This window comes from Roseomonas genomospecies 6 (genome assembly GCF_008365375.1).
Taxonomy (GTDB): Bacteria; Pseudomonadota; Alphaproteobacteria; order Azospirillales; family Azospirillaceae; genus Azospirillum.
On record NZ_QOKW01000013.1, the window covers coordinates 124,693 to 140,882 of the forward strand.

Sequence of the window (16,190 nt, forward strand, 5' to 3'; positions counted from 1 at the left end):
CCGCGGTCGCCGGAAAGGACGATTCCGGCCCGTCCGGAGGTCCGTGACGCCCCCGCGGGGCACCGCCGTAGGGGGATTGCGGCGGAAGCGGCGCGGGGGCCGATTCGCCTCGCGGAGACTCTCCGGCGCGGCCTGCGATGACCCGACGGTGCGGATCAGTGCTGCCTGCGGGCCTCGGCCCGCTGCTTCAACGCGCCGTTCATCGCCTCGAACCCTTTGCGTACGGCTTCGAACGATGACGCAGGCATCATGCGGGGAAGCAGGCCGGTGAACCGCTCCGAGTGATGGAAACGGACACCGTCGGCAACGGGCTCGATGCGGAAGATGTGCTCGCCGTCGAACAGTCCGGGGACGATCAGGCGGCCCTTCCACCGCAGTTGGCGCTCGGGCTCGGCAACAAGGACAAGGGGACGAAACGCCATGCCCTTCTGCCCGGGCGGTACGACGCGAATGGTCAGGCGTTCGCCGGCCCCGGCGATCCCCTCGATGCGCGTGATGAAGGGGTTCCAGCTTGGGTACGCGGCGAAATCGGCAAGGACGCCCCACACGATGGCGGGACTCGCGTCGATCGCGATGCTGGTGTCGATCTGCTTCATGGGCCGGTTATGCCGCACCGCGGAGCCGGATGCCAGCCTAGCCTTGAGCATTCCGCATCGAATGGCATGATCGAGGATGCCGATGAGCGGGGAGCCCTCACGAACTCCCGTTTTCCGTCGCGAATTCAGCCGCGAACTGCGCGTCCAGACCGGCGCGGTAGTCGGGGTACTTCAATTCCACCCCCAACTGGCGCTTGATCCGGTCGTTCTTCACCCGACGGCAGTCGGCGTAGAAGCTGGCGGCCATCGGCGACAGGCCGGCCTCCTCGAACGGCACCAGGGGCGGCGGCTCCACACCCAGCAGGCCGCAGGCGTAGCTCACCACCTCGTGCGAGGGGGAGGGCAGGTCGTCGGCGACGTTGTAGACGGCGCCCAGCGTCGGCTTGTCCATCGAGGCGCGGAGCGTCGCCGCGATGTCCTCCACATGGATGCGGCTGAACACCTGCCCGGGCTTGTCCACCCGCCGGGCGGTGCCGTCGCGCACGTTGTCCAGCGCGCTGCGCCCCGGCCCGTAGATTCCGGCCAGCCGGAAGACGTGAACCGGGACGCCGTACTGCCGGTACAGGTTCAGCCAGCCGCGTTCCGCCTCGACGCGGCGCTTCTGCCGGTCGCCGGTGGGGCGCAGCCATGCCGCCTCGCCCACCCACTCCCCCTTGGTGTCTCCGTAGACCCCGGTGGTGGAGAGATAGCCGGCCCAATCCAGCGTCCGCAGGTCGGCCAGATCCGCGGCGTGCTGGTCCAGCACCGGGTCGCCCCGCCCGTCCGGCGGCACGCTGACCAGCAGATGGGTGGTGCCGTCGAGTGCTGTGCGGGCGTCCTCCAGCGGGCGGCCCCGGTCGAACAGGAAGGCTTCGATTCCCTGCGCCTCCAGGGCGGCGCGCTTGTCCTCGCCGCGGCAGGTGGCGGCGATCCGCCAACCCTCGGCCTTCAGCCGGTCGGCGAACACGCGGGCGGTGAAGCCCAGGCCGAAGACGAACAGACGGGGTGAGGCCATGTCTTGCGGGGTCCTTGCGTCGGAAGCGGCAATGACGGAGTGTAAGGCCGCCATGAACCGACGCAACGCTTACCTCATCGCGGCCGCGCTGGCGCTTCTCGCGACCGGCACGGCCTTCTCCATTCCCGCCTCGGCCGCTCCCGCCATCGACCACAACCGGGAGTTCCAGGCCTGCCTGACGCTGGCCGAAAAGCGCCCGGCCGAGGCGCTGGAAAGCGCGCAAACCTGGCTGAACCGCGGCGGCGGCGACCATGCGCGGCTGTGCCAGGCGCTGGCGCTGTTCCACAAGGGCGACTTCACCACCGCCGGGGCGCGGCTGGAGGAGTTGGCGCCCGTGCTGGGCAAGGACGATCCGAAGGCCGGGGCCTCGATCCTGGGGCGGGCCGGCTGGGCGTGGCTGCGCGCCGGGGACAACGCGCGGGCGGAGCGGGCCTACAGCCGCGCGCTGGCGCTCCAGCCGGACGACGTGGATCTGCTGATCGACCGCGCCATCGCGCGGGCGGAGGCGGAACGCTTCTGGGACGCCGTGGCCGACCTGGACGCGGCGCTGAAAAAGGACCCGCGCCGGCCCGAGGCCTATCTCTACCGCGCCGCCGCCCACAAGGCGCTGGCCAACGACCGGCAGGCCGTCGCGGACATCGACCGCGCGCTGGAATTGCGGCCCGGCGATCCCGACGCCCTGCTTCTGCGCGCCAACATCAAGGCGCAGGCCGGCAATCTGGCCGGCGCGCGGGAGGATTGGGGGCAGATCGTCCGCAACGCGCCGGACAGCGGGGCGGCGAAGACCGCGCAGGCCAATCTGGACCGCTCCGCCCGGGCGCCCGCCCCCGCGGCCAAGGGCGATGCCAAGGGGGAGGCGAAGGGCGCGGCCGCTCCGGCGAAGCCCTGATCCCGGCAGGGCGCCGGGCGGGCGGGACTACAAGGCGGAGACGCGGGCTGCGCTTCTCTTGACCGCGTACATGGCCTGATCGGCGTGGGCGATGAGCTGCTGGGAATCCCGCCCGTCCTCCGGATAGACCGCGACGCCGATCGACAGGGCGAGCGGCAACCGCAGCCCGTCGATCGTGATGGGCTCCTCCAGCGCCGTCCGGCACTTGCCGGCTACGATCTCCGCCCCGGCGCGGGTCACGTCCACCTCCAGGATGACGGCGAACTCGTCGCCGCCGATGCGGGCGATCAGGTCGGATCGGCGCAGCAGGCCGGATAGCCGGCGCGCCACCACGCGCAGCACCTCGTCCCCCCGGCTGTGGCCGTGGGTGTCGTTGATCGGCTTGAAGCCGTCCAGATCGATGTAGAGAAGCGCGAAGAGGGTGCCGCCGCGCTCCGCGCGGTCGATGGCCTGTTGCAGCCGCTCGTGGAACAGGACGCGGTTCGGCAGGCCGGTCAGGGCGTCGTGGTGGGCCATATGGGCCATGCGCGCCTCGTTCGCCCGCAGGGCCGCCTCCTGCTCCCGCAGCTTGCCCAGCAGATAGTTGAAGCCCTGCGCCAGTTCCCCAACCTCGTCCATGCGGTGGACCGGCAGGGGCGACAGCGTCACATGGCCGTCGGCCATCTGGTGCATCCGCCGCGCCGCGTCGGTCAACGGGCGGAAGAAGCGGCGCATCCCGAAATAGAGCACCAGCGTGGCGACGGTGGCGATCAGCAGGCTGTTGGTGACGATGAAGGTCCGCAGGTCCCGCACCCCTTCGAACGCCTCCGCCGTGGGCAGCCGGGCGACCAGGAACCAGCCCGGCGTCGGGACCGTCACCATGGCCGACAGCTCCTCCACCCCCGCCGCGTTGACGGTGATGCCGGTGCCGCGGTAGCCGGCCATGGCCCGGTCGTGCAGGGGGTTCACCCCTTCCGGCGGGGTGGAGGTCAGGATCATGTCATGGTCGCTGGCCGACACGAACAGCCGGTCGCCGGGGGAGACCAGCAGGAAGCCGCCGCTGCGCCCGATCCGGTTGCCCTGGACCAGATTGAGGAAGCCGGGCGAGGAGAGGTCGGTGGCCCCGGCGAGGACCCCGCGCGGCGTACCGGCGGCATCGGTGACGGCCATCGCCATGACGATCATGGGCACCCCGTCCGTGGCGGCGCGGGCGGGCCGTCCGATCACCGGGTCGCGGGTCGCCAGCGCCGCCCGGAACCAGTCCCGGCCCGTCAGGTCGAGGTTCGGCAGTCCGGGGTGTTCCGGATAGCCGGCGATGATCCCGCGCCCGTCCGGCTTCACCAGGATCAGCCCGCGGGAGAACAAAGGCGCGATGTCCTGGTGCCGCTTCAGCCAGTCCCGCAGAGCCGCGGGATCGCCGAGCAGCGCCGGCGGGAGGTTGTCGGCGGTGCGGCGCAACAGGTCGAGCCGCGCCTTGATCTTTTCGTCGATGTCATGCGCGACGTAGGAGGCAATCGAAAGTTGCTGCGCCGAGGTCAGGTCCTTGATCTTGCCTTCCAGAAAGGAGGACAGGACCGCAATGCGCGCGACCGCGCCAATCAAGACCAGGGCTAGGCCGAACAGCATAAGACGGACGATAACACTGCGGCTGTGCCTGCGCAGTTCACCGGCCACGGCGACGAGCGTCCGCAAGCTCTACTCCCCCAAGAAACGGCTTTGTTTATTTCCCAGATGGATAGGCCCCGTGCCCACCGAACCCCAACGATAAACGATGCCCCGCCCTTCCGGAAGATGCAAAGGACGCCCGTCTTCATTGGGAGGCGCTGCAAATCTTTGAAATATTGAAATATTTCTACCATCGGACGATCGGTCCCGTCGCCCTCTCCCGCATGCGATGAATTGACGGCGATGGACCACACTCCTAAAAGGAGATGGGCGCACGCGGAGGCAGCCCGCCGACCCTTCCGCCGCTTCCGCTCCCCGTCCGATCCGGAGCACCGTCATGCCGAACGACTCCAGCCGCATGTCCAGCCTCCTCCGGGAGGTCGCGGCGCGCCTGTGCGGGCCCGCGGGCACGGGGGAGGATCTGAAGGCCATCACCGACCTGTGCGAGGAAGCGCGGGCCGCGGGGCTGGGCGCCGACCCGGCGCTGATGGCCGCGCTGGACGCGGCGGCAGCCGGGGCCGATCCGATCCTGCGGGAATCCGCGCTGGCCCACATCTCCGGCGACCTGCGGCGCTTCGCCCGCATCCTGGACATGGTGGAGAATGTGCTGGATCTGGCGCCGCTGGAGGGCGTCAACCAGATCTACTGGTCCATGCAGCGCCAGATCTTCCTGACGCGCATGGACGCGGCGACCATGCCCGATTTCTTCACGGCCCGCCTCTTCCCCTTCTACGAACGCTTCCTGGGCGAGGTGGCGCGGCGCCTGGACCTGCGCCCGGCCCGCCGGCCCGCCGGGGCGCCGGACACCGGACGGGTGGTGATGGTCACGAACCAGCTCCTGTCGGCCTACCACCAGCCCTCGCGCGACCTGCTGCGGCAGGCGGCGCTGCTGCAGGGCGGCGCCGGGCGGGAGGTGCTGATCCTCAACACCAACATGATGCCGGACCGCTACCACAGCCCCTTCGTGCCGCCCTTCGCCGCGGCCATCGAGGCGCAGTTGAACGGCGAACAGCTCATCGCCTTCGAGGACCGGCGCTTCCGCCTCGTCTCCTCGGTCGAGCCGGGGCTGACGGCGGGCAAGCTGACGGGGTTCCTGGCGGCGGTCGAGGCGTTCGACCCGGACGTGGTGATCGGCTTCGGCGGTTCGGTGCTGCTGGCCGACCTGCTGTGGGCGGCGCGCCCGCTGCTGTGCATCCCGACGACCACGGGAACGCCCGTCTCGCTGGCCGACATCGCGCTGGACTTCGGCGGGACCACCCCGCCGCCGGAAGGGGGACGCTTCGCCCGCGCGTGGCGGCCCTTCCGGCTGGGCCTGTCGCTGCGCCGGGACGAAGGCGCCCCCTCCGCCGTGCGCGCGGATTTCGGCATTCCCGAGGATGCCTTTCCCTGCGTGGTGATCGGCAACCGCCTGGACGCGGAGGTGGGGGCGGATTTCCTCTCCCTCCTGGAGCGGCTTCTCGACGCGATCCCGAGCGCCGTCGTCCTGTTCGCCGGGGACGCCGGGGCGCTGTCCGGGCGGATCGCCGCCTCCCGCCACGCCGGGCGGCTGCGTTGCCTGGGCTGGGTGGAGCGGATGGACGGGCTGCTGGGGCTGTGCGGCCTCTGCCTGAACCCGCGCCGCACCGGCGGCGGGGCAAGCGCCGCGCAGGCGCTGGCCGCGGGCGTGCCGATCCTGTCCTTTCCCGGCGGCGACGTGGCGAGCGTCGCCGGCCCGGACTTCCTGGTGGCGGAGGAGGACGCCTTCGTCGCGCGCGCCGCGGCGCTGGCGGCCTCTCCGGAGCGGTTGGAGCAGGCCCGCGCCGCCGCCCGTGCCCGCTTCGCGGCGGTCCAGGGGGAGGGCGGCGACGCCACCCGCCTCGCCGCCCTGCTGGACGAGGCCGTGGCCCTGTACCGCCAGAGGGCGTGAGAGGCGGCGATGCGCGTTCTCCTCTGCGGTCAGGGAACGTCGGAAATCCTCTGGTCCATCCACGCCGCCCTGATCGCGTTGGGCCATGAGTCGGTGCTGGCGCTTCCCGACATCTCGCAGGAGGTGATCGACCGGCCCATCGACGCCATTCTGGCGCTGAACCTGTTCGAGATTCCGCGCGACACGGTGGAGATGCTGACCGCCTACGTGGCGTCCTTCGGGAAGCGCCCCGCGCTCGTCCACATCTGCCTGAAGCACCCGCTGGAGGAGATCGGCGCCGCCACCCCCGCCGCGGTGGCGGAGGCGGACCGCTGGATGGCGCGCCAGAATGTCCGGATGTGGTGCATGTGCCCCGGCGTGGCGGAACAGTGCGGGCGGCTGGGCCTGACGCGGGTGTTCCACGCCCCGCTGGGGGTGCATCCCTGGATCTGCGCATTGCGGGACAGCGGCGGCATGGTGCATCTCTACAAGCGCTGGATGTCGCAGGCCGAGCCCGGGCTGGTCCGCTACCCCTACCGTGCCATGACGGGGGAGGCCGGGGACCGGGACGAGAGGCCACGGGTCGCCGGACGCTTCGTCTATCTCGGGCAGGGCTGCTCTCCGGCGGAGCCCGCCGAACCCTCCGTCCTGCGCGCCGCCGAGTCCGTCGCCGAGGCGATGCGCGCGCAGCCGGCGCTGCACCGGACGGCGGCCATGGATCTGTGCGGGCTGGCCGGGCCGTCCGCCGACCCGGCCTGGACGCTGGGCTTCAACCGGGCCTTCGCCGCGGTCTTCGCGGTGGAGAATCGCCGGCGCTTCGCCACCGCCCTGCGCGACGCCTTCGGTGAGACCTTCGCCCTGTGGGGGGATGGCTGGGACCGGCATGGCATCGCGGCGCACCCGGTGTCCCCGCACCCGCGCACCCTCTATCACGAGGCTGCGGCCTGCCTGGATTTCGGAAGCCTCGCCTACGACACGGCCATCTTTCCGCGCACCCTGGAGATCCTGAAGCGCGACGGGCTGCTGGTGAGTTGGCGGCACGCCGGCAGCGGCCCGCTGTTCGGCCCCCTCGAGGCCGATCTGACCTTCGGCGACGGGGAGGAAGCCGTGCAACGGTTGGCGGCGCTGCGGGACGACCCGGATCGCCGCGAGAGGCTGCGGGCCGCCCATCGGGAGTGGGCGTTCGACCGGTTGTCGCTGGAACGCATTCTTCCCGGCGTGCTGGCCGGCGTGCTGGCCGGCGTGCCGGCGACCGCGCATTCCCGCGGTTCCGAAGAATGACGGAAACCGGAGCGCGGGGGGCCGACAAGGACGGCACGCTGTCTTTCACGAACTCCGGGGGCGGCGGTCAGGAGTCGCCGCCGGGCGCCGCCTTGTCGGCGAGGCGCACCAGATGGGGCAGGGATTTCGCCTGCATCTTGCGCATCACGTTGGCGCGGTGGACCTTCACGGTGATTTCGCTGAGGCTCAGTTCGGCGGCGATCTGCTTGTTGAGCTGCCCCGCGACGACCAGCCGCATCACTTCCCGCTCGCGCGGGGTCAGGCTTCGGAAACGCCCGTGCAGGTCGGACAGGGCGTCCAGCGCGCGGCGGCGGCCGCGGTCGCGCTCGATGCCGGTGTGGACGGCGTCGATCAGGTCCTGGTCGCGGAAGGGCTTGGCCAGGAACTCGATGGCGCCGGCCTTCATCGCCGTCACCGACATGGGAATGTCGCCGTGGCCGGTGATGAAGACGACCGGCAGATGGATGCCCGCTCCGGTCAGCTCCCGCTGGAACTCCAGCCCGCTCTGGCCGGGCAGCCGCACGTCCAGCACGAGGCAGCCCGGCGCGTCGGGCAGGCGGTGCTGAAGGAATTCCTGAGCCGAGGCGAAGGGCAGGGCGGCCAGGCCGACGGAGCGCAGCAGGCTGACCAGCGATTCCCGGATGGACGGATCGTCGTCGATGATGGCGACGAAGGGCGCGCCCTCGGTGACGAAGCCGCGGTCGGTCATTGCATTCGCTCCAGGGGCGTCCGCTCCAGGGGAGGGCGCTCCAGGACGGCCTCCGCCGCCGGACGCTCCGGTTCGTCGTCGGCGGGAAGCGTGAAGCGGAAGGCGGCGCCCTGCGGGTGGTTGGCGTCTCCCCACAGCCGCCCGCCATGCGCCTCCACGATCGACCGGCAGATCGTCAGGCCCATGCCGATACCATGCTCCTTGGTGGTGAAGAAGGGTTCGAACAGCCGTTCTCCATGGTCCGCCTGCAGGCCGGTGCCGGTGTCCTCCACCGACACCAGGATGTCCGCGGCACCGTGGCGGCGCGAGCGGATGCTCAGCACGCGGGGACGGTCGGTGACGGTGCTCATGGCGTCGTCGGCGTTGGCGATCAGGTTCAGAAGCACCTGTTCCAACTGCACCGGGCTGCCGTTCACCGGCGGCAGGCGCTGCTGAAGGTCGGTGCGCAGCGCGATCCGGTTCAGCCGCCGTTCGCCTTCCGTGCGGTCCAGCGCGCTCTGGATCACGCCGTTGACGTCCAGCCGGCGGCGCTCTGGTGGGGCCTTGCGGAAGGTGGCGCGGATGCAGGCGATCACCCGGGCGGCGCGGTGCCCGTCGTCGGAGATGCGCCTCAGCGCGGCCCGCGCCTCCACCAGATCGGGCGACGGGCGGTCCAGCCAGCGCAGCCCCGCGCCCGCGTTGGTGACCATGCTCGCCAGCGGCTGGTTGACCTCGTGCGCGATGGAGGCGGAGAGCGCTTCCAGGCTGGCCAGCCGCGCGTCGCGCACCCGCCGCTCCGCCGCGACCGAGCGGACCAGCCGCCCGTACAGCGTCGTCATCTCCGCCAACAGCACCAGCAGGACCACGCTGGAGGCGGCCAGCCCGAAGATCCGTCCCGACCACCAGCCGGCGCTGAACCGCCCTCCGCTGATGAAGCTCAGCAGGCAGGTCTCGATGGCCCAGGCGGTCAGCACGACCATCAGCCAGAGATCCAGGACAGAGCGCTGCTGCCGCCACAGGACGGCCAGCGCGGCGGCGCAGAGCGCCAGGGCCGTCACCGGGACGACCCGCCACAGCGGCGCTTCCCGCATGGTGTCGGCCATCAACCGCGGCAGCACGGCGTCCCCGGCGAGCGCCAGGACCATGAGGCCTCCGGCCAGCCCCGCCGCCAGCGCCATGGTTCCCGCGATGGCGGGCAGGGCCGGGCGGTGCGCCTCGCGCGGGCCGCTCTCCGCGGCCTTCAGAAGCGCGTAGATCAGGAAGAACAGCGGCAGGCCGATGCGGCGCCCTGCGGCCACGACGGCGGTGCTCTGCATCCCGGCGCCGAGCAGACCGGTCGGCGCGAAGACTCCGGGGAAGGTCAGCGCCCAGGGAACGATCAGCAGCGCCGTGACCAGATAGCCGGCGGCGAGCGCCAGCAGGGCCGGCGTGCGCTGCGTGGCGTAGAGGGCGAACAGCAGGACGGCGGTCATCAGCTCCGTCAGCAGGACCGCGGTGGCGTAGGCGGGCAGCAGGACCGCCGTTCCGTCCAGCGGCAGGCGGGCGAAGGGAGCCGCGGCGGCAAGCGCGGCCAGCAGCCCCAGCACCGTGCCGGCGGCAAGCCGCGTCTGCCCCGCCCCGGGCGGCAGGGTCGCCAGAAGAAACCGCTGGTCTCCCTGGCGCTGGTCTCCTGGCTGATGAAGTCCGGAAGAATCGCTCGTGCGCATCACCGTCGCTCGACCGGCCGTCGGGTCATCGTTCCCTTTACCCTGTCCGGCACCGGCGTCGGGCGGCGCCTTGGCCTGATATACCAAGGTATAGCGCTGGCAAACGCAAGTTCAATGTCGCGGCCCTCCGTCCCTGGCCGATGCTTCGCTCCATCGTTGGACCGATCGCCGACGCCCAAAAAAGAAGAGGACGAGACATGACCATCACCGCAACCGCGACTCCGGGCAAGACCCTGGTGTCGCCGAAGGACCACGCGCTGATCATGATCGACCATCAGTCGCAAATGGCCTTCGCGACCCATTCCATCGACGCCACGACCCTGCGCACCAACACCGCCCTGGTCGCCCACGCCGCCGCCGGCTTCGGCGTCGCCACGATCCTGACCACGGTCGCGGAGAAGAGCTTCTCCGGCCCGATCTTCTCCGAGATCACCGAGGCCTTCCTGGAGGCGGAGATCACCGACCGCACCTCCATGAACACCTGGGAGGACGCGAACGTCATCAGGCGGGTGAACGCGCTGGGCAAGACCCGGCTGGTCTTCTGCGGGCTGTGGACCTCGGTCTGCATCGTCGGGCCGACCCTGTCGGCCATCGACCAGGGGTTCGAGGTCTACGTCATCGCCGACGCCTGCGGCGACGTGTCGGCGGAGGCGCACGAGCGCGCCATGGAGCGCATGGTCCAGGCCGGCGTGCGCCCGATGACCGCGCTCCAGTACATGCTGGAACTCCAGCGCGACTGGGCGCGCGGCGAAACCTACGAGCTGACCACCGGCATCGCCAGGAAGTACGGCGGCTCCTACGGTCTGGGCATCATCTACGCCAAGACGATGTTCGGCGCGTCGGAAGGCGGCCACAGCGCCGCCGCCTGACCTTCGGCGTCGCGGCGGACCGGCCCCGCACCCTCCCCGGGGCGGTCCGCCCTTTCCGCCTATCCGGACGAAGGACGGGTTTGCCATGATGCCCTATCTGCTTTCCCTCGGCGCCGGTGTCCTGGTCGGCATTCTCTACGCGCTGCTCGGCGTCCGCTCCCCCGCACCGCCCACCATCGCCCTGATCGGTCTGCTCGGCATGCTGGTCGGGGAACAGGCCGTGCCGGTGGTCAAGCGGCTGCTTGCCGGGCAGCCGGTTCTGGCCTTCATCCAGAACGATTGCGCCCGCCACATCCTGGGGCCGCAGGCCGGTACCGCCGCCGCGCCGGACGCGGGCGCCGCAAACCAGCCGGCGCCGGATGCCGCGCCGCGAGGCCGGGCATGACCGGGATCGGACGGCGCGGCGCCATCGCCGGTACCGCCGCCGCCACGCTGCTCGCCTCGCCCCTGATGTCCCGCCTTGGGAGTGCCGCCATGCCGTCTTCCGACCTTCTGATCGTCAACGCCCGGATCACGACCCTCGACCGCACCAACCCGCAGGCCGACGCCGTGGCGATCCGCGACGGGCGCTTCCTCGCCGTGGGGCGGGAGGCCGAAGTGCGCGCCGCCGTGGCTCCCGATGCCGCGGTGATCGACGCCAAGGGGCGCCGCCTGATCCCCGGCCTGATCGACAGCCACATCCACGTCATCCGCGGCGGCCTGAACTACACCATGGAGCTGCGCTGGGACGGCGTGCCGACGCTGGCCGACGCCATGGCGATGCTGCGCGCCCAGGTGGCCCGCACGCCGGCTCCGCAATGGGTGCGCGTCGTCGGCGGCTTCACCGAGCACCAGTTCGCCGAGAAGCGCCTGCCGACGCTGGAGGAACTCAACGCCGCCGCCCCCGACACGCCGGTCTTCATCCTGCACCTCTACGACCGCGCGCTGCTGAACGGGGCGGCGTTGCGGGCGGTGGGCTACGGCAAGGACACGCCGAACCCGCCGGGCGGCGAGATCCAGCGCGACGCGGCGGGCAACCCGACCGGCCTGCTGCTGGCCCTGCCCAATGCGATGATCCTGTACTCCACCCTCGCCAAGGGGCCGAAGCTGCCGGAGGAGTATCAGGTCAACTCCACCCGCCATTTCATGCGGGAGCTGAACAGTCTGGGCGTGACCAGCGTGATCGACGCGGGCGGCGGCTTCCAGAACTATCCCGAAGACTACGCGATCATCGAGAAGCTGCACGCCGACGGCGAGATGACGCTGCGCATCGCCTACAACCTGTTCACCCAGAAGCCGAAGGAGGAGTTGCGGGACTTCGCCACTTGGTCGGACAAGGTCAAGCCGGGCGACGGCGACGACCGCTACCGCCTGAACGGGGCGGGCGAGATGCTGGTCTATTCCGCCGCCGACTTCGAGGACTTCCGCGTCGCCCGCCCCGAGATGCCGCCCAACATGGAAACGGACCTGGAGCCGGTGGTGCGCCTGCTGGCCGAGCGGCGCTGGCCCTGGCGGCTGCACGCCACCTACGACGAGACCATCGGGCGGGCGCTGGACGTGTTCGAGAAGGTCAACCGGGACATCCCGCTGCAAGGGCTGAACTGGTTCTTCGACCATGCGGAGACGATCAGCGAGCGCAACATCGACCGCATCGCGGCCCTCGGCGGCGGCATCGCCGTGCAGCACCGCATGGCCTATCAGGGCGAGTATTTCGTGGAGCGCTACGGCGCCAAGGCGGCGGAGGCCACGCCGCCCATCGCGAAGATGCTGGCCGCCGGGGTGCCGGTGGGTGCCGGGACGGACGCCACCCGTGTCGCCAGCTACAACCCCTGGGTCTCGCTGTCCTGGCTGATCACCGGCAAGACGGTGGGCGGGCTGTCGCTCTATCCCATGGCGAACCGGTTGGACCGCGAGACCGCGCTGCGCCTGTGGACGGAGGCCAACACCTGGTTCTCCAACGAACAGGGGAAGAAGGGCCGGATCGAAGCCGGGCAACTCGCCGACGCGGCGCTGCTCAGCGACGACTGCATGACCGTGCCGGAGGACCGCATCCCCCACATCCGCTCCGTCCTGACCCTGCTGGGCGGCGCGGTTGTGCATGGAGAGGGCGATTACGGCAGCCTCGCCCCGCCGCTGCCCAAGCCGATGCCCGACTGGTCGCCGGTCGCCACGGTCGGCGGCTATCACCGCGATCCCAAGGCCGCGCAAAAGCAGGCCGCGGAGTGCGGATGCCATTCCGGCTGCGCCGTGCACGGACACGACCACGCGGCGGCGCTGGGCGCCGATGTGCCCACGGCGGACGCGCGGAGCTTTTGGGGCGTGTTCGGCTGCGGCTGCTGGGCGGTGTGAGGGGGGACGCGCAGGACATGACCGCCGACGCCGTTCCGTCCCCCGGCGCCACGCCGCCACCCAAAACGCGGCGCACCGGCGCCTTCGCGCCTCTGCGCAACCGCCTGTTCGCCGTTCTGTGGGTGGCGGCGGTGCTGGGCAACGTCGGCACCTTCATGCGCGACGTGGCGAGCGCGTGGCTGGTGCTCGACCTGTCGGGATCGCCTTCCACCGTCGCGCTGATCCAGGCGGCGGGGTCGCTGCCGATCTTCCTGCTGGCGATCCCGGCGGGGGTGCTGTCCGACATCATGGACCGGCGGCGGATGCTGATCGTCATCCAGTGCCTGCTGGCCTGCGTCAGCGCCGCGCTGATGATCCAGGCGGCGCTGGGGGTCGCCACCGTGGCCTCCATCGCCGGGCTGACCTTCCTGGGTGGGGTCGGGGCGGCGCTGATGGCGCCGGTCTGGCAGTCCATCGTGCCGGAGTTGGTGCCCCGCGGCGAACTGAAGGGCGCCGTGGCGCTGAACAGCCTGGGCATCAACATCGCCCGCGCCATCGGCCCTGCGGCGGGCGGTGCGATCCTGGCCGCCGCGGGGGCCGCCGCCACCTACGCCGTGGACGTGACCTCCTACGTCATCGTGGTGGCCGCCCTGCTGTGGTGGCGGCGCACCCCAGACACCCGCGACGCGCTGTCGGAGCAGTTCGGCGGTGCGCTCCGCGCCGGGCTGCGCTACGCCCGCGCCAGCCGGGAGTTGCACCGCGTCTTCCTGCGCGCCGGGCTGTTCTTCGCCTGCGCCAGCGCCCTGTGGGCCTTGCTGCCCATCGTGGCCGGGCCGATCCTGGGCGGCGGGCCGGGCTTCTACGGGCTGCTGCTGGGCGCCGTGGGGGCGGGGGCCATCGGCGGAGCGATCGTCCTGCCGCGCGTCCGCGAGCGTCTGGGCGCGGATGGCCTCATGCTTGCGGCGGCGCTGGTCACCGCCGTCGTGATGGGCATCCTGGCGCTGGCCCCGCCGCGCTGGCTGGCGCTGCCGGTCCTGCTGGCCGCCGGGGCGGCCTGGATCGCCGTCCTGACGACGCTGAGCGCCACGACGCAGGCCATCCTGCCCAACTGGGTGCGCGGGCGCGGTCTGGCGCTGTACCTGACGGTCTTCAACGGCGCCCTGACGGCGGGCAGCCTCGGCTGGGGCGCGCTGGCCGACGGGATCGGCGTGCCCGCCACGCTGTGGGTCAGCGCCGCCGGGCTGCTCGCCGTGGCGGTCCTCTCCCGCGCCGTGCCGCTGCCGGAGGGCGAGGCCGACCTCACCCCGTCCAACCATTGGCCGGAGCCGCTGACCGCCGAACCGGTGCGCAACGACCGAGGCCCGGTGCTGATCACCATCGAGTACCGGGTGGTGGCCGCCGACCAGCCCGCCTTCCACGCCGCACTCCTCCGCCTGTCGGAGGCGCGGCGGCGGGACGGCGCCTACGCCTGGGGCGTCAGCCAGGATTCCGGCGATCCGGAACGGGTGCTGGAGTGGTTCTTCGTGGAATCCTGGGCGGAGCACCAGCGCCAGCACCGCCGCGTGTCGAACGCCGACGCGGATGTGCAGAAGGAGGCGCTGGTCTTCCACCGCGGCGACGGACCGCCGCGGGTGTCGCATCTCCTGGCGCTGGAGCACGGTGCGGAAAAGGCTTCATAAGGCGGTGCCACGGGCCGTACGGTCGAAGGGCTGCTGTCCTACTCGCTGTTCCGGCCCGGCTCTTTCCGCGAGGATACCGGACCTTCGGAGACGATCCGCTTCGTCGGGCTGGAGGCGGTGTTCAAGTTCTGACGCCGCAGCCGGTATGTTTCGGTACGGTACCTGCGCCGGCCCCCTTCCTTGACGGCATGGTTGCGCGAACCATCGACGAAGCGGGAGCAACAGCATGTTCCGCAGCACCGGTCCGGTCGCCATCCTCCTCGCAACCCTTGCCGCACCTGTTATGGCCGCCGAGATGCCGGACCGGACGGGGCAGGGGGCCGACGTGTTCGATCTGTTCGACGAGAACCACGACGGGCGGATTTCGAACGCGGAGTTCCAGAACAACAAGATCCTGGTCTTCTATGTCTGGGACCGCAACCGCGACCTCGTGCTGACGCCGGACGAAACGCCGCTGCGGCCCGAGGTCTTCGCCGAAGCCGCCGGGCCGGACGGGCGGATCGACAGCCTGGAATTCATCACGGTCATCGACGAGGCGTTCCGCATTGCGGACACCAACCACGATTCCACGCTCGACCGGCAGGAGTTCGCCGCCATCCGGCAGCGCATCCGACCCTGACCGGGTGCCTCTGGGGGCCGGGTGCCTCAGGGCTCCTTCACCGGCTCCCAGCCGTCGGAGGGGTCGAAGGCCCAGATCGTCTGGGCCAGGGCTTCGGTGTCCTCGCCCAGGTCCTTCTGCCAGATGCGCCCGTCCGGCCCGGCCTGGAAGGTCATGATGCCGCTTTGCCCGTAATCGGCGGGCCAGGCGAGGATGGCGAAGCCGCCCTCCAGATGGTCCTCGGCCAGAGGGTCCTTGGCGGAGAAGCTCCGCTCGCCGCCCGGTGCGCCCGGTCCCTGCGCGGTCAGCATGCGGAAGGTGTAGCCACGGTAGGGGTCGCCGGGCTGGCGGCCCTCCAGGAAGGCCTTCTGCTTCTCGACGAAGGCGGACAGCGGGCTCTGCCCCGCCTTCTTCGCCGTCTCGGCGTCCCACCACAGCCCGTCGCTGCGGCCCGCCGTGCTCTGGATGTAGCGGGCGTAGACGCGCTTCTTGTGCCGGGCCGCATAATCCTGCTGCGCCCGCACCATGGCGCGCAGGGCGGCGATGGCGTCCAACTCGTCGGCGCCGATGCGGCGCGCGTAGATCTCGTCCGCCCCGGCCTCCGTGTCGAAGATCCAGCCCTGGGCGGTCCGCAGCAACGGGATCGGGAAGGGCCATTCGTCGCGGCCGATGACCAGCTCCGCGCCATCCGGCGCGTCCGCAGGGCCGTGCCGGTGCAGGATCATGCCCTCCGCCGCCGCCTTCGCCGCCTGCCGGCGGACGATGCGGGCGCTGGCCGGGTCCGGCCCGTCGATGATCTCCGCGCTTTCCGGACCGAAGATGGCCAGAAGCTCCGCCGTGTCGTCGGCGGTCAGCGCCGTCCGCAGCGCCTCCGCCGCCGCTTCCGGCGTGGCGAAGCTGCGGCGGTCCAAGTCAGTTCGTGACAGGTCCGTCTGCGCTGGGTCCGTCTGCGCCCAGGCACCGCCGAGCGTCAGGACGGCGGCGAGCAGGCCGGCGGAAACCGCCCGGAACAGGTCAGCTTTTCGCATCGTGCGTCGTCCTTCCTCATTCGCGC

14 protein-coding genes are annotated in these 16,190 nt (G+C 71.2%); 8 read left to right on the forward strand and 6 right to left on the reverse strand.

What is annotated here, in order from left to right; genetic code table 11:
* Positions 1-155: 155 nt before the first annotated feature.
* Both DS843_RS17405 and DS843_RS17410 read right to left on the reverse strand, forming a co-directional pair.
* Positions 156-596, reverse strand: a complete 441-nt coding sequence (locus DS843_RS17405; protein WP_149470128.1) for an SRPBCC domain-containing protein — start codon at positions 594-596, stop codon at positions 156-158.
* A gap of 97 nt (positions 597-693) precedes the next feature.
* Positions 694-1,590, reverse strand: coding sequence for an SDR family oxidoreductase (locus DS843_RS17410; RefSeq protein ID WP_149470129.1), 897 nt, complete (start codon positions 1,588-1,590; stop codon positions 694-696).
* Between the two features lie 52 nt (positions 1,591-1,642).
* Between DS843_RS17410 and DS843_RS17415 the strand changes: the two genes are divergently transcribed.
* Positions 1,643-2,479 carry a tetratricopeptide repeat protein gene (locus DS843_RS17415; protein WP_286192154.1) on the forward strand — a complete coding sequence of 279 codons (837 nt, stop codon included), beginning with the start codon at positions 1,643-1,645 and terminating at the stop codon, positions 2,477-2,479.
* Positions 2,480-2,506: 27 nt separating this feature from the next.
* Here the strand turns inward: DS843_RS17415 and DS843_RS17420 are convergent, their stop codons facing one another.
* Entirely contained in the window at positions 2,507-4,150 is a 1,644-nt protein-coding gene (locus DS843_RS17420; RefSeq protein ID WP_286192155.1) for a bifunctional diguanylate cyclase/phosphodiesterase, read from the reverse strand.
* A gap of 310 nt (positions 4,151-4,460) precedes the next feature.
* On the opposite strand from DS843_RS17420, the gene DS843_RS17425 reads away from it, so the two are divergent.
* Complete coding sequence (locus DS843_RS17425) at positions 4,461-6,029, forward strand: glycosyltransferase (protein WP_149470131.1); 1,569 nt, start codon at positions 4,461-4,463, stop codon at positions 6,027-6,029.
* Positions 6,030-6,038: 9 nt separating this feature from the next.
* Positions 6,039-7,289 carry a glycosyltransferase family protein gene (locus DS843_RS17430; protein ID WP_149470132.1) on the forward strand — a complete coding sequence of 417 codons (1,251 nt, stop codon included), beginning with the start codon at positions 6,039-6,041 and terminating at the stop codon, positions 7,287-7,289.
* A 67-nt stretch (positions 7,290-7,356) separates the two neighbouring features.
* On the opposite strand, the gene DS843_RS17435 is transcribed toward DS843_RS17430, so the two are convergent.
* Complete coding sequence (locus DS843_RS17435) at positions 7,357-7,998, reverse strand: response regulator transcription factor (protein ID WP_149470133.1); 642 nt, start codon at positions 7,996-7,998, stop codon at positions 7,357-7,359.
* The gene (locus DS843_RS17440) at positions 7,995-9,683 is read right to left on the reverse strand and encodes an MASE4 domain-containing protein (RefSeq protein ID WP_149470134.1); all 1,689 of its coding nucleotides are present in this window, start codon (positions 9,681-9,683) and stop codon (positions 7,995-7,997) included. Before DS843_RS17440 ends, DS843_RS17435 begins: the two co-directional genes overlap by 4 nt.
* 197 nt (positions 9,684-9,880) lie before the next feature.
* On the opposite strand from DS843_RS17440, the gene DS843_RS17445 reads away from it, so the two are divergent.
* From DS843_RS17445 to DS843_RS17465, 5 genes are all read left to right on the forward strand, one after another.
* Positions 9,881-10,552 carry a hydrolase gene (locus tag DS843_RS17445; protein ID WP_149470135.1) on the forward strand — a complete coding sequence of 224 codons (672 nt, stop codon included), beginning with the start codon at positions 9,881-9,883 and terminating at the stop codon, positions 10,550-10,552.
* A gap of 85 nt (positions 10,553-10,637) precedes the next feature.
* Positions 10,638-10,937, forward strand: a complete 300-nt coding sequence (locus DS843_RS17450; RefSeq protein ID WP_149470136.1) for a XapX domain-containing protein — start codon at positions 10,638-10,640, stop codon at positions 10,935-10,937.
* On the forward strand, positions 10,934-12,880 hold the full coding sequence (locus DS843_RS17455) for an amidohydrolase (protein WP_149470137.1): 1,947 nt from the start codon (positions 10,934-10,936) through the stop codon (positions 12,878-12,880). Before DS843_RS17450 ends, DS843_RS17455 begins: the two co-directional genes overlap by 4 nt.
* Positions 12,881-12,897: 17 nt before the next feature.
* Entirely contained in the window at positions 12,898-14,538 is a 1,641-nt protein-coding gene (locus DS843_RS17460; protein ID WP_149470138.1) for an MFS transporter, read from the forward strand.
* Positions 14,539-14,764: 226 nt separating this feature from the next.
* Complete coding sequence (locus tag DS843_RS17465; RefSeq protein WP_149470139.1) at positions 14,765-15,157, forward strand: EF-hand domain-containing protein; 393 nt, start codon at positions 14,765-14,767, stop codon at positions 15,155-15,157.
* A gap of 26 nt (positions 15,158-15,183) precedes the next feature.
* Here DS843_RS17465 and DS843_RS17470 read toward each other — a convergent pair whose 3' ends face one another.
* On the reverse strand, positions 15,184-16,164 hold the full coding sequence (locus DS843_RS17470; protein WP_149470140.1) for a DUF2950 family protein: 981 nt from the start codon (positions 16,162-16,164) through the stop codon (positions 15,184-15,186).
* Between the last annotated feature and the right edge of the window lie 26 nt (positions 16,165-16,190).